We start from the raw sequence: 13,621 nt of genomic DNA on the forward strand, positions 1-13,621 counted from the left end.
CGGCCAGCGCGGCGACACCGCCTGCGGCGGTCAACGCCGGCGGGTAAGCCCTAACAGCTGCGCGTCGAAGAACTCGTCCAGCGCCAGCTGTCCGGCGGAGGTGGCCAGCGCGCGGGCGATCGGCGTCCCGGGCCCGGTGGAGTTGGTGGCCAGGGCGACATCAGCTTTGAGCACCGGATCAACCATTTCCACCGCCCGGATGTCGCTGCCCAGCGGCGACGTCCACAGCCACGTGTGCGGCACGATGGACGCACAGTTGCCCGCCGATGCCTGCGCGAATAACGATGCCACGGAATCAGTTTCGACCTGTGGGTTGACGACGATGGAATGGTCGGCGAAGGCCTTGTCGATGATCTGGCGATCGCGCATGTCGGGCGTGAGCAACGCCAACGGCAATTGCGCGGCCTGCGCCCAGTTCATCGTCGCCGCACCGGATCCCACCATGTCCGCCGGCGCCAGCAGCACGTAGCGCTCCTGGTAGAGCGGGACCAAGTTCACGTCGTGCGCCTCGTCGGGCGCCGCGTGCACGATGGCGGCATCGAGCTCGAATTCGCGCAGGCGCCGGTACAGTTCGCTTGCGGCGAGCCGGGAAAGGATGTGCACCTTCACCAACGGGTGTGCCGAACAGAACGCCGAGAGCACCAGCGACGCCGTCGTGGACGCGGTGGGGACGGTCCCCAACCGCAGCGTCCCGGTGATGCCCGAGCGCACGGCGTCCACCTCGGATTTGAAGGCGTCGTGCTCGGCGAGAATCCGCCTGGCCCACACCACCAACCGCTCGCCTTCGGGCGTGAGGCCCTCGAAGCTGTGCCCGCGGTTGATCAGCGTGACGTTCAGTTCCCGTTCCAGCTTGGCGATCGAGGCCGACAACGCGGGCTGGGATACGAAGCACTTTTCGGCAGCCCGGGCGAAGTGCCGCTCGGAAGCGACCGCAACGAAGTACTCCAGCTGACGGAAGAGCATCCGCACTCCCTCGTATTCGGGCTCGGCCTTCGGGCGCCGATCCGCTGAGGCTAACGCGTTGCCGGCGGGCGGGCCAAGCAAGTCCGCGTGCGCCGGCCACCGGGTTGCGGCGAGGGATCGACACATCCGGGCCGCTCGGCGTCGCGATCCCGCGAGAACCGAAGTATCGGTGCCGCTTTCACGCAGGTGCGGCCCGAGTCCGCTGCCCGGCCCGCGGGACGGCGCTCGGCCACCATGCCCACCTGCCGCGCTGCTGACGCAACTGAACCCGATCGGTGATCGGATCGTGACCGTGGCGAGCGGACCGAGCTGTCATTGTTTGCTGAAACCGGTGGTCAGTGGGTAACCAGTAGGATGTTCGTGTGTTGATCGCACCATCTCGAAGGGTGGACGCTATGCGCCGAGGCGTTCGTTATCTATTTGTTATGGTCGCGATCACGGCGATAGGCCTGATCGCGCCGGTCGGTCGCGGCACCGCCGCGGTGCCGGTACCGCAACCCACCCCCGAAGTTGCCTCGATTTTGCCCGCTAACGGCGCCTTGGTGGGGGTGGCCCACCCCGTCGTGGTGACGTTCACCGCCCCCGTCGCCGATCGGTCGGCCGTCGAGCGGTCGATCCACGTCACCTCGCCCAGCGGTACCCCGGGGCACTTCGAGTGGATCCACAACTCCGTGGTGCAGTGGGTGCCGAATCAGTACTGGCCCGCCCACACCCACGTCTCGGTGGGAATTCAGGCCCTGACGACCGGCTTCGACACCGGGGAAGCGCTGCTCGGCGTCGCCAGCATCTCCAAGCACACCTTCACGGTGAGTAGGGACGGCGAGGTGCTGCGCACCATGCCGGCGTCGATGGGCAAGCCCAGCCGGCCCACCCCGATCGGCAGTTTCACCGCGCTGGAAAAGCAGCGCACCGTGGTGATGGACTCGCGGACCATCGGCATCCCGCTGAGCTCCCCCGAGGGTTACAAGATCACCGCCTCATACGCCGTTCGCGTCACCTGGAGCGGCGTCTACGTGCACTCGGCGCCCTGGTCGGTCGATTCCCAGGGCTACGCCAACGTCAGCCACGGTTGCATCAACCTCAGCCCCGACAACGCCGCCTGGTACTTCAACGAGGTGAATGTCGGCGACCCCATTCAGGTCGTGGCCTGAGCCGCACCGCCCACCTCTCCACCCGCGTGTGACAACCGTCACAACGGCTGAACGGAAGCCTGCACCGCGGGGGTTCGTTCCGGTAGACGACTGGATCTGAACGAGAGGCGGGCCATGACCGATGAAGCGAAGCGCGCGAAAGGCAGCTCCACAGGCCCGATCAGCGCGGTGCGCCGGCAGGTAGCCCACCGCATCAGCGATCTGGACGCCCGCGACGAAGAGTTCCGCACCACCAAGCCCAAACCCGACCTGCAGAGCGCGGCACGCCAACCCGGTCTGCGGCTGCCGCAGATCCTGGAAATCTTTGCCCAGGGTTATGCCGAGCGGCCCGCACTGGGCTGGCGCGCCCGCTCCTTGACCACCGACCCCGGCACCGGCCGCACCAGCGCGCGGCTACTGCCCCGATTCGACACCATGACCTACCGCGAGCTGTGGGCCGATGTCCGCGCCATCGCCGCAGCATGGCGACACGACGCCAGCAACCCCGTGGCGCCCGGGGACTTCGTCGCCACCGTGGGTTTCGCGAGCGCCGAATACCTCACCATCGATCTCGTGTGCGGCTATCTCGGGCTGGTGGCCGTGCCGCTGCAGCACAACACGACCCCGTCACGACTGAAGCCGATCGTCGACGAGGTCGAGCCGTCCGTATTGGCCGCCGGTGTCGGCTATCTCGACCTCGCCGTCGACGCGGCGCTCGGCAGCTCGTCGTTGCGGCGGGTGGTGGTCTTCGACTACCAGCCCGAGGTCGACGACCAGCGCGAGGCCGTCGAACGCGCGCAGGCCAAGCTGTCTGGCGCCGGCATCGCGGTGACCATCGAGACGCTCGCGCAGGTGATCGAGCGCGGACGAAACCTGCCACCGGAGCCGATGTTCACCGGCGACACCGATGAGCGACTGGCCATGATCATGTACACGTCGGGCAGCACCGGATTGCCCAAGGGCGCCATGTACACCGAGCGGATGCTCTGCAAGCTGTGGACCACCGAACTGATGCCCGACTTCGCGGACACGCCGGTCATCAATGTGAACTTCATGCCGCTGAATCACCTGGGCGGCCGGATACCGCTGTCGACGGCGTTCCAGGCCGGCGGCACGAGTTATTTCGTCCCGGAAAGCGACCTGTCGACGTTGTTCGACGACTGGAACCTGGTGCGCCCCACCGAAATGGGGCTGGTGCCGCGGGTGGCGGAGATGCTGTACCAGCGCTACCAGAGTGCGGTCGACCGACTCGAGCTGTCGGGCGTCGAGACGCCCGCCGCCGAGGCGCAGGCACAAGCCGAGCTGCGTGAGCAGGTCCTCGGTGGACGCGTGGTGACCGCGTTCTGCGGCACGGCGCCGCTGGCGGCAGAGATGCGCGCTTTCGTCGAGACCTGTTTGGACGTCCACGTTCTCGACGGCTACGGCCTGACCGAGGTGGGCATGGTGACCAAGGACGGGCGGATCACCCAGCCCCCGGTGCTGGACTACAAGCTCATCGATGTGCCCGAGTTGGGATATTTCCGCACCGACAAACCTTATCCGCGAGGCGAATTGCTGGTGAAGTCGCTGACCGCCACGCCCGGATATTTCAAACGACCCGATGTCACCGCCAAGGCGTTCGACGCCGACGGCTATTACCGCACCGGCGACGTGATGGCCGAGCTGGAGCCGGGCCGGCTCGCCTATGTCGACCGCCGCAACAACGTACTGAAGTTGGCCCAGGGTGAGTTCGTCGCCGTCGCGCGCCTGGAAGCGGTGTTCTCCAGCGCGGCTCTGGTGCGTCAGATCTTCATCTACGGCAACAGCGAACGGCCCTATCTGCTGGCCGTGGTCGTTCCGACCGATGACGCCGCCCAGAGGTTCGCCGGCGACGCCGACGGGCTCAAGGCCGCCCTCGGCGAATCCCTGCGCCAGACGGCGAAACTCGCCGAGCTGCAGTCCTACGAGGTGCCCGTCGACTTCCTGGTGGAGACCGAGCGGTTCAGCGAGGACAACGGCCTGCTGTCCGGAGTGGGCAAGCTGTTGCGGCCAAAGCTCAAGGAGCACTACGGTGCTCGGCTCGAACAGCTGTACGCGGAGCTGGCCGAGAATCGGGTGACCGAACTGCGCGCGTTGCGCGAAGGCGCGGCCGAGCGCCCGGTGATCGTCACTCTCACCCGCGCCGCCGAGGCGCTGCTCGGCCTGGCCGGCGGTCCGCCGTCGCCCGACGCTCTGTTCATCGAGCTCGGCGGCGATTCCCTGTCGGCGCTCACGTTTTCCAACCTGTTGCGCGACATCTTCGACGTCGAGGTGCCGGTAGGGATGATTACCGGACCGGCAACCGATCTGGGTCAGCTCGCGAAATACGTTGAGGCCGAGCGTGAATCGGGCTCCCGGCGGCCGACGTTCGCCACGGTGCACGGGCAGGGCGCGACGCAGGCCTACGCCGCGGACCTCACGCTGGACAAGTTCATCGACGCCACCACCCTGGCCGACGCCCCGACGCTGCCGCACGTGACCGGCACACCGCACACCGTCCTGCTGACCGGCGCCAATGGTTATCTCGGGCGCTTCCTGCTCCTGGAGTGGCTCGAGCGGCTAGCCGGAACCGGCGGAAAACTGATCTCCATCATTCGCGCCGCGGACGCCTCGGCCGCCGCCAAACGGCTGGAGGGTGTCTTCGACAGCGGAGATCCGCACTTGCTGGAGCGGTTCCGCGCCCTGGCCGCCGACCATCTCGAGGTCATCGTCGGCGATATCGGCGAACCCAAACTTGGGTTGGCGCAGCCGACCTGGGAGCGCCTCGCGCAAACTGTGGACCTGATCGTGCATCCGGCCGCTCTGGTCAACCACGTGCTGCCGTACGACCAACTCTTCGGCCCCAATGTGGTGGGCACCGCCGAGCTGATTCGGCTGGCCCTGACGACCCGGATCAAACCCGTCACGTACATGTCGACCGTCGCGGTGGCGCTGTCGGTCGATCCGTCCACGTTCACCGAGGATGGTGACATCCGCACCGTGAGTGCGTTACGGCCGGTCGACGACAGTTACGCGAACGGCTACGCGAACAGTAAGTGGGCCGGCGAGGTGTTGCTGCGCGAGGCGCACGACCTGTGCGGGTTGCCGGTCGCCGTGTTCCGGTCCGACATGATCCTGGCGCACAGCCGGTATGCCGGCCAGCTGAACGTGCCGGATGCGTTCACCCGGTTGCTGTTCAGCTTGTTGATCACCGGCATCGCGCCGGCCTCCTTCTACCAGACCGATCCACACGGAAACCGGGCGGTGGCCCACTACGACGGGCTGCCCGCCGACTTCGTGGCCGAAGCCGTAACCACGCTGGGTGAGCAGATCGCCACGGCCGCTGAGGCTTCCGGGACGTATCGGTCGTTCGATGTGATGAACCCGCACGACGACGGCGTCTCACTGGATGTGTTCGTCGACTGGCTGATCGCCGCCGGGCACGACATCCGGCGCATCGACGACTACGACGAATGGCTGAGCCGGTTCACGACGGCCATCCGCGCCTTGCCGGACAAGCAGCGTCAGCATTCGGTGCTGCCATTGCTGGACGCGTACCGCAAGCCGGAGACACCATTGCGCGGCGCGCCGGCCCCCACCGACGTGTTCCGTGCGGCCGTGCGGGCCGCGAAAATCGGTGCAGACCAAGATATTCCACACCTGTCGGCGGCGCTGATCGACAAGTACGTCGCGGATCTGGGCCTACTGGGCCTGGTGTAACGACGCCTGAGCTAGCCGGGGAGCCCGTGTTTGATCGCGGCATCCTGCTTGCGACCGATGTCGAGGGCGACCGCCGGATCGAGCGGATCGTTGGGCGCGCTGTCGAATTCCAGCGTGACCAGGGCCTTGCCTTCGGTGAAGACCAACACCGTCATCGCCTGGGAGTTGTCCGGTGAGGTGCCCGCAATGGTCACCCCGTTGGCGCCGACGGCAAGCGGTGCCCAGGTCCCGCTCACCTTGCCGTTGTAACTGCCTTGGGTGGTGGCCAATTCGGCCGCTGCCGCCGACGGGTCGGCGGCGATCACGATGGTGTCCCACAACCGGCGGCTGCTGTCGGCGTTGGCGAACAGCTGCGCGACTCCCGGCGCGTTGTTGGGGTTGAGCATGGGTGACTGGGGCGCGGTCAGACCGCCACCGACGTCGTTCGGCTTGATCAACAGGAAGCCGTAATCCGAGGGCTGGCCCGACGGCGGGCCGGTGACCGCGCTGGAACTGGTCGACGTGGGCGAACTCGAAGACGGTGGTGCGGCCTTGTCGGCGCCACCGCATCCGGCGCTCGCGGCCCCCGCCACGATGACGGCAACGGCACAGCCGGCGATGCCGATCCGATCAACTCCCACGCGTGTCCCTCCCACGTGTCATCGGTATCCGGCCTGCACCGCGGCTCCCGACACCGCAGGCGAAATGGTGGTGTAACCCAGGCTTGCTACGAACATATGCCCACTCGGCGCCCGGGGGTAGCACTTTGACGTGCCTATGCTGGCGGGGGTGACAGCATCCTCGCGCAGAAGGAGATCGGTATGACGGCCGCAGCGGCGCGCGCAGTACGGTTCGACCGGTACGGGGGGCGCGAGGTGTTGTACGTGGCGGACATCGAGATGCCCTCCCCCGGCCCGGGTGAGGTGGTCGTCGAAGTGCGCGCCGCGGGGATCAACCCCGGCGAGGCCGGCATCCGGTCCGGGGCGATGCACGAGATCTTCCCGGCTACCTTTCCCTCCGGCCAGGGCAGCGACCTCGCCGGCGTCGTCTCCGCCGTGGGGGCCGGTGTCACCGAGTTCTCGGTCGGCGACGAGGTGCTGGGGTTCAGCATGCGCCGGTCCAGCCACGCCACGCACACCGCGGTTCCGGTGGGGCAGTTGATCCGCAAGCCTCCCCAACTCGGTTGGGAGGCAGCGGGTTCGCTCTACGTGGTCGGTGCGACGGCCTATGCGGCCGTGCGCGCGGTGGCGCCGCAACGGGGCGAGACGATCGCGGTGTCGGCCGCCGCCGGCGGGGTGGGCAGCCTGGTCGTGCAGCTTCTGGTGTTGCGTCAGGCCCGGGTGCTCGGCATCGCGGGGCCGGGCAACGCCGACTGGCTGCGCTCGCGTGGCGTCATTCCGGTCGCCTATGGTGACGGACTCGCCGAGCGGCTGCGCGCGGCGGCGCCCGACGGGATCGACGCCTTCATCGATCTCTTCGGCCCGGACTACGTCCAGCTGGCCGTCGACCTCGGCGTGGCGCCCGAGCGGATCGACACCATCATCTCCTTCGAGAAGGCCGGTGAAGTGGGCGCCAAGACCGAGGGCAGCATGGACGCCTCGACGCCCGAGGTGCTCGCCGAGATGGCCGAGCTGATCGTGTCCGGCGTCATCGAGTTCGACATCGCCGCGACCTACCCGCTGGACCGGGTCGCCGACGCCTACGCCGAGCTCGAGCGGCGGCACACCCACGGGAAAATCGTTCTGCTGCCGACCAACTCACAGTGACGCGGCCGGGCCGACGACGCCGGCCTGCACGATCTTGATGATGACGAAGGCGACCGCCACCACCAGGTAACCCCGCAGGGTGAACAGCCCCGCCCGGCGCATCGGCGACATCGCCGGCCGATCGAGCAAGGCGAGGTTGGGGGTCTGCCAGCTCGCGCGGTCCTGGCGAAGTATCGCGCGCCGCTCGGCGCGCCTCAGCGAGGCGGCATCTTCGAGTTCGTCCACCTCCCCTGGATCCAGGCCACCCCCAAGGGTGCGCACGATGGCCTCCGCCTCGGTCGGGTTTCGGTGTCGCCGCCCGGCGAAGATCATCACCGCGCCGCCGACGATGCCGAGGACCGCGCCGGCCGCCAGCCCCGCCTCGATGGTGCCGGTCGCGAGACCGGGGAAGAAGGTGGTCGCCGTCAATGCCAGTGAGAGCAGCACCAGACACCACACGATGGTCCACGCAATGATGTTCTGCCGCACCGTGTTAACCCAGGGCCCCAACACCGCCCGATCGTTGCACAGCAGCACCAGGAAGACGGTCGCCGAGGGAAGCAGCACGCCGGCTAATGCCTGCACACCCTGGGTCACCAGGCCCAGGATGTGATCGGGGCTGAACGAGATCGCCGCCGAGACCCCGAGCAGCAGCGCGTAACCCCCGTAGAACAGCGGGGCCTCGCTGATCTTCCAGTGCAACGAGTGCCGCCTACCCATGGCATCGCCGACCGCATAGGTGGTCGCCAGCCCGACGGCGTTGGCGCCGATCAGCGACGCATCCAGCAGGATGATGGCGAACAGCACCCCGACCGTTCGACCCAGGTGCTGGGACAACCCCGAGGCGACCGCCCCCGCATCGGTGAAGTGACCCGCGTCGGCGGTCCCGGCCATTCCGAACGCCGCCACCGCCATCAGCGCCGTCGCACCGACCATCACCACGACGATTCCGATGGCCAGATCCGCTCGGCCATAAGGGATCCAGCGGGCGGTAATGCGCTTGTCCACCACGTTGGACTGCTGGAAGAACAGCTGCCATGGCGCGACCGTGGTGCCCACGATCGCCACCACCAGCAGCAGCACCGTCGAGTTGAGCCCACCGGGAAATTGCGGGATCAGGCCGGCGGCGGTGACTTTCGGGGTCGGATGCACCAGCGCCACCAGCGGGATGATCAGCACATTGACCGCGATCAGCAGGAACATCAACCTTTCCCAGCGGCGGAACGATCCGCCGGCCACCACGGCGAACAGCAGCACGGCGGCGGCCGGGACGGCGACGATCCTCGGGCAGCCCAGGAAGCCGAGAGCCAATGACACACCGATGAATTCGGTCACGATGGTCAAGGCGTTGAGGATCAGCAGGTCCCCGACGCTGAAGGCGCCCCAGAACTTGCCGAACCGCTCGAAGATCAAGCGCGCGTGGCCAACCCGCGCCACGGCGCCCAATCGCAGCACCATCTCCTGGTTGACGTACAGCACCGGAATCAGCAGCGCCAGCGTCCACAACAGGCCCATGCCGTAGTTCTGGCCGGCCTGCGCGTAGGTGGCGACGCCACCGGCGTCGTTGTCGCCCACCATGACGATCAGTCCGGGACCGGTGATGACCGCCAGTGTCCGCAGGCGCCGCCAGCGTCCGCTGAACGCCCCGTACGCGCCGGTCCCGTCGCGCCGGATGCGCCCGAACGCGCCGACGATGTCGCCGGCGTGCGCGGAATCCAGCACGGTAGCGCCTGCGGCGCCGGGGGCTGCGCTTTCCGGCGCGGTAGGGGTCCGGCCAGGCGCCGGGGCCCGGCGACCGCCGCCGGTGTGGATCGAAGTCATCGAATCCTCGCTATCTCGAACAGGTTCGCGCCAGGAGGGAGCGGATGGACACGGTCGTGGTTGCGGCACTCAGCGCGCCGACGGCGACGGGCGGCGCTGTGACGCCCGTCGCCGAGGCAGTGGTTCAGCGGTGGTCGCTGTCGGAACCCGAGGCGTGGCCACCCAGCGACGCGGTGACCACCGCGATGGGCATCCTCGAGACGTACAGGTTGGCCCGCTCCTGCGGCGTCAGGCCGGCCCGCAGGTGCAACCTGTTGGCCAACAACCTGCCAGCGCGCAGCATGGACCGTCCACGCATCCTGGACGCAACGGAAAAACGTTGGGTAACAACAAAAGCCATGATCTTCTCCTGCCGAAGGGACCGATCGGCATCGGCATGGCGGTTCAGCCGCGCGGGACCAGGCGAGGGTCAGGCGGTGAAAGAAATGCCGGAACCGGATCGGGACAAGACGGATTTCGGATAGGGACTATCGCCGGGACTCATCTCGCCCTCACCTCCTCACGGCCAAGACACACGCGGGTGTCACCACGTTCACCTGAACGAGAGAGGCAGGAATGGCCCGCGGCACACGCCGCGGGTCGCACCCCTCTCGACGGAGCTTCGGCACTGCACGGCGTATCCGGACCCAAATCAATGGTCGCGACCCGCATCGCCCGGCTTCGCCGCGCTTGCGATCGCTCCCAGATCAATGGTCGCGACCCGCATCGCCCGGCTTCGCCGCGCTTGCGATCGCTCCCAGTCCAGAAGCCACTTGGGCTCAACCCTTAGTCCGGGAAGAGCTGTCCTGACCCGGGGCGTCTCTCGACGTTCGGGGTCAGTGGCCTGTATCCATGCAGACGCCTCACCTACCGAGGTGCTTGCGGGTCCATAGTGACACCGTGGTCGCAGGCTCGTCAAACGCGTAACAACCGCCACCGCACTCCCAGCGCCCGCTCAGGCTGCGCGCCTAGGCTCGTTGCCATGACCACAACGTTGCAGGATGCCCGGGTCGCATCGGTACTCGACCGCATGTATGCCGAGTCGAAGAAGCAGATGTCGCTGTTGCGCGAGCGGCGCGGCACCTTCGATCGGCCGATGACCGCGCAGGAGCGGGCCGATGCGATGAGCGAGTTCTACATTCCGGTAACACCGGAAGCCGGCCGGCTGCTGTATTCACTGATCCGGGCCACCCGCCCGGCCACCGTCGTCGAATTCGGTATGTCCTTCGGCATTTCCGCCGTACACCTGGCCGCCGCGGTGCGCGACAACGGCACCGGCCGGGTGGTGACCACCGAACTGAGCGACACCAAGATTGCCGCGGCCAAGCAGACGTTCGCCGAGACCGGCTTGGATGACGTCATCACCATCCTCGAAGGCGATGCGCTGTCCACGCTGGCGGAATTGCCGGGACCGGTCGACTTCGTCCTACTCGACGGCTGGAAAGACCTGTACCTGCCCGTGCTCGAACTGCTGGAACCGCGCCTGTCACCCGGGGTGCTGGTGATCGCCGACAACGCCAGCTCGGCCGACATGGCGCCCTATCTGGACCGGGTGCGCAACCCCGACAACGGCTACGTGAGCTTCAACTTCCAGGTACGCGACAGCGACAGCATGGAAATCAGCTGCCGCACAAGCGGTTAGCGGCTACCGCAGCGATTCCTCGAGCCACGGCGTCAGCCACTTCACCCCTTCGGGGGTGAGGTGGACGCCGTCGCTGCGCACCTTGATGCCGTCGACCTTGGCGGTGTAGACCCCGTCGGGACACAGCTTCTTGTTCAGATCGAGGATCGCGACGTTCGGATGGTGGCTCACGGTCTTGCGCAACATGGCATTCCACAGGTTGACCCGATCCGGCTGGTCCTCCGGATACAGGCGGCCGTCCGGCTTTTCCCCGCCCCGGCTGTACGGGACGGTGGCGACCACCACGTGGACACCGGTGCCGCCGACGATGGTCAGCGCCCGTTCGAGCTCACCATTAAGGTAGGCATCGAAGGTCGGGTCGCCGATGTGGGTCCACTGCCCCTCGTTGACCCGGTCCACCGTCTCCCAGCGGCCGATGACCAGCAGCGCGACGTCCGGCTGGTCCTGGCTGACCTGCCTCGACCAGCGGATCGGCCAGCCGTCACACTCGGACCGTTGCTCCAGGGTCTGGCCGATGTAGCGGTAGGGAGTGCCGCGCACCAGGCTGCATCCGATGACCGTGTGATCCAGAAACGCAAACCCCGGCGTGGGAGGCAGGTAGTGCATCCAGGTCCACCCGATGGAGTCCCCGAACACCGAGACGGTGAACGGCCGGTTGGCATCTCGGGGCCGGCTCGGGCCGGGCGTTGACGGCGAGACCGCCGCGACCGCCGAGACACCGGGCGGCAGACCGACCTCACGCAGACCGGGCCCGGTGCCCACCGGAACCACCAACAGCGTCACCGCGGCGGCGCTGGCCACCGTCGCGGCCGCCAGCGGCAGCAACGGCACCCGTGCCGGTCGCCAGCACCGAATGGGTTGTTCGAGCAGCCAATACGACACCGCGGCCGCCACCAGCGTGGCCCCGCACCGCACGGCGAACAACGGCAACCCGGTCCACCCGGTGCGTTCGCCGTTGAGCGCCAGGAAGATTGGCCAGTGCCACAGGTACACGCCGTAGGAGATGGTGCCCAGCCACACCAGCGGGCGCACCGCGAGCAACCGGGCGACGAGCCCGCGCTGCTCGAGCGCGACCGGTGCGATCACGATCACGGCCGCCACCGCGACCCCGATCAGCAAGCCGTGCCGGAATTCGCCGCTGGCGCCGGTGGCGTAGTGCGTCGCCGCCGCCAGTCCCACCAGACCGAGCACCGGCAGGATTCGGGCCACCCGACGACCCCACCGGGTGCGAATCATGCACCAGCCGCGGTTCATCGACGGCCAGTCCCGAACCAGCAGGGCGGCCGACGCCGCGCCCACCAGCAACGCCTGCGCGCGGGTATCGGTGCCGAAGTAGATCCGGTCGCGGGTGCCGTCCGACGTCATCACGATCGCGGCCGCCGCGGAGGCCAGCGCGCCCACGGTGGCGATCAGGAACGTGGCGAACCGCACGCCGCCGACCGTGGCTCGGCGCGAGTGCCGCCTCGCGCGCGCGGCGAGCAACAGGGTGACCGCGATGAGCAACACCGGCCAGACGAAGTAGTACTGCTCCTCCACCCCCAGGGACCAGGTGTGCTGCAGCGGCGAGGGCGGGGCGCCCTGGGTGAAGTAGTCCGTCTTCTGGGCGACGAAGCGCCAGTTCGCCATCCACACGAAGGCGGCGATGGCGTCGTCGCGCAGGCCGGTCAGCGACCGGTCGGGCAGCAGCTGGCGGGCCGCGGCCACGGTGAGCACCATCAGCACCAGTGCGGGCAGCAATCGTCGCGCGCGCCGAATCCAGAAGCCGGTCAACTCGATGCGACCGCTGCGCCCCAACTCGTCCAGCAGCAACGAGGTGATCAGGAAACCGCTGAGTACGAAAAACACGTCGACGCCGATGAATCCGCCTGTGACGCCGGGGATGCCGCCGTGCCCGATGAGCACCAGCGCGACGGCGATCGCGCGCAGCCCGTCGAGTGCCGGGATTCCGCTGGCCCGCTCCGGCCGGTCCCAGATCGCCAGCCGGCCGACCCGGCGCACGGGGGCGACCCATCGGGGCCGAGAACGACGAGCCGGTGCGGGGTGGGACCCGCCCGGCTCGGTGCTTTCTGTCAGCGCGCCGTAACTACCATCTCGCCCGGCGCCATGGTTGATGCCGATACGTCGCTGCCCCTCCTGTTGAGTTCAGCAAGCCAGCCTAGAGGCGGGCCCGCCGGATCACGTGGAGGACACGCGAGGTGTTTTCTGTCGTGCTGCGTTCGGGTTTCGGCCCGACGCGTCAGGCCTCGTCGGGCGCGTAGCCCAGGGTGCTCTTGACTTCCAGGTACTCGTGGAAGCCGAACTCGCTCCACTCGCGACCGTTGCCGCTGCGCTTATAGCCGCCGAACGGCGCGTTCATGTCGAAGGCGTGGTTGATCGTCACCCAACCCGCGCGGATCTTGCGGGCGACCTCGCGCGCGGTGTCCAGGTCGGCCCCCGACACGAAGCCGGCCAGACCGTATTCGGTGTCGTTGGCGATCTGGACGGCGTGGTCGAGGTCGTCGTAGCCGAGGATGCACAGCACCGGCCCGAAGATCTCCTCGCGGGCGATCGTCATGTCGTTGGTGACGTGCGCGAAGACGGTCGGCTTGACGTAGTAACCCTTGTCCAGTCCGGCCGGCCGGCCGGGGCCGCCCGCGACCACGGTC

Annotated in this window: 10 protein-coding genes and 1 riboswitch; of the genes, 4 read left to right on the forward strand and 6 right to left on the reverse strand. The window is 68.0% G+C overall.

Translation table 11 applies throughout. The annotated features are described in order from the left end of the window. Positions 1 to 30: 30 nt before the first annotated feature. Entirely contained in the window at positions 31 to 963 is a 933-nt protein-coding gene (locus A5659_RS22915; RefSeq protein WP_066865375.1) for a LysR family transcriptional regulator, read from the reverse strand. A gap of 395 nt (positions 964 to 1,358) precedes the next feature. Between A5659_RS22915 and A5659_RS22920 the strand changes: the two genes are divergently transcribed. After that, complete coding sequence (locus A5659_RS22920) at positions 1,359 to 2,114, forward strand: L,D-transpeptidase family protein (RefSeq protein WP_066877948.1); 756 nt, start codon at positions 1,359 to 1,361, stop codon at positions 2,112 to 2,114. A 114-nt stretch (positions 2,115 to 2,228) separates the two neighbouring features. Next, positions 2,229 to 5,810: a carboxylic acid reductase gene (car, locus tag A5659_RS22925; protein ID WP_231997991.1), complete on the forward strand. Its 3,582-nt coding sequence runs from the start codon at positions 2,229 to 2,231 to the stop codon at positions 5,808 to 5,810. An 11-nt stretch (positions 5,811 to 5,821) separates the two neighbouring features. On the opposite strand, the gene A5659_RS22930 is transcribed toward car, so the two are convergent. Then, positions 5,822 to 6,430 carry a hypothetical protein gene (locus A5659_RS22930; protein ID WP_066877950.1) on the reverse strand — a complete coding sequence of 203 codons (609 nt, stop codon included), beginning with the start codon at positions 6,428 to 6,430 and terminating at the stop codon, positions 5,822 to 5,824. 180 nt (positions 6,431 to 6,610) lie between these two features. Between A5659_RS22930 and A5659_RS22935 the strand changes: the two genes are divergently transcribed. Further along, entirely contained in the window at positions 6,611 to 7,555 is a 945-nt protein-coding gene (locus A5659_RS22935; RefSeq protein WP_067184447.1) for an NADP-dependent oxidoreductase, read from the forward strand. On the opposite strand, the gene A5659_RS22940 is transcribed toward A5659_RS22935, so the two are convergent. Continuing rightward, a complete protein-coding gene (locus A5659_RS22940; RefSeq protein ID WP_067184450.1) occupies positions 7,547 to 9,355 on the reverse strand; it encodes an NRAMP family divalent metal transporter in 1,809 nt (602 codons plus the stop codon). The two genes, A5659_RS22935 and A5659_RS22940, sit on opposite strands and share 9 nt — an antisense overlap. 124 nt (positions 9,356 to 9,479) lie before the next feature. Continuing rightward, positions 9,480 to 9,695 carry a hypothetical protein gene (locus tag A5659_RS27920; protein WP_156749329.1) on the reverse strand — a complete coding sequence of 72 codons (216 nt, stop codon included), beginning with the start codon at positions 9,693 to 9,695 and terminating at the stop codon, positions 9,480 to 9,482. 238 nt (positions 9,696 to 9,933) lie between these two features. Next, a riboswitch (M-box (ykoK) riboswitch) is annotated at positions 9,934 to 10,216 on the reverse strand. Between the two features lie 100 nt (positions 10,217 to 10,316). On the opposite strand from A5659_RS27920, the gene A5659_RS22945 reads away from it, so the two are divergent. Beyond that, positions 10,317 to 10,976, forward strand: coding sequence for an O-methyltransferase (locus tag A5659_RS22945; protein ID WP_066877953.1), 660 nt, complete (start codon positions 10,317 to 10,319; stop codon positions 10,974 to 10,976). A 3-nt stretch (positions 10,977 to 10,979) separates the two neighbouring features. Here A5659_RS22945 and A5659_RS22950 read toward each other — a convergent pair whose 3' ends face one another. Both A5659_RS22950 and A5659_RS22955 read right to left on the reverse strand, forming a co-directional pair. Further along, positions 10,980 to 12,974 carry an acyltransferase family protein gene (locus A5659_RS22950; RefSeq protein WP_066865350.1) on the reverse strand — a complete coding sequence of 665 codons (1,995 nt, stop codon included), beginning with the start codon at positions 12,972 to 12,974 and terminating at the stop codon, positions 10,980 to 10,982. A gap of 238 nt (positions 12,975 to 13,212) precedes the next feature. Beyond that, positions 13,213 to 13,621: aldehyde dehydrogenase family protein (locus A5659_RS22955; protein WP_156749330.1), on the reverse strand; the 409-nt coding region annotated here is incomplete at its 5' end.

Source organism: Mycobacterium sp. 1165196.3, from assembly GCF_001673415.1.
Classification (GTDB): Bacteria; Actinomycetota; Actinomycetes; order Mycobacteriales; family Mycobacteriaceae; genus Mycobacterium; species Mycobacterium europaeum_A.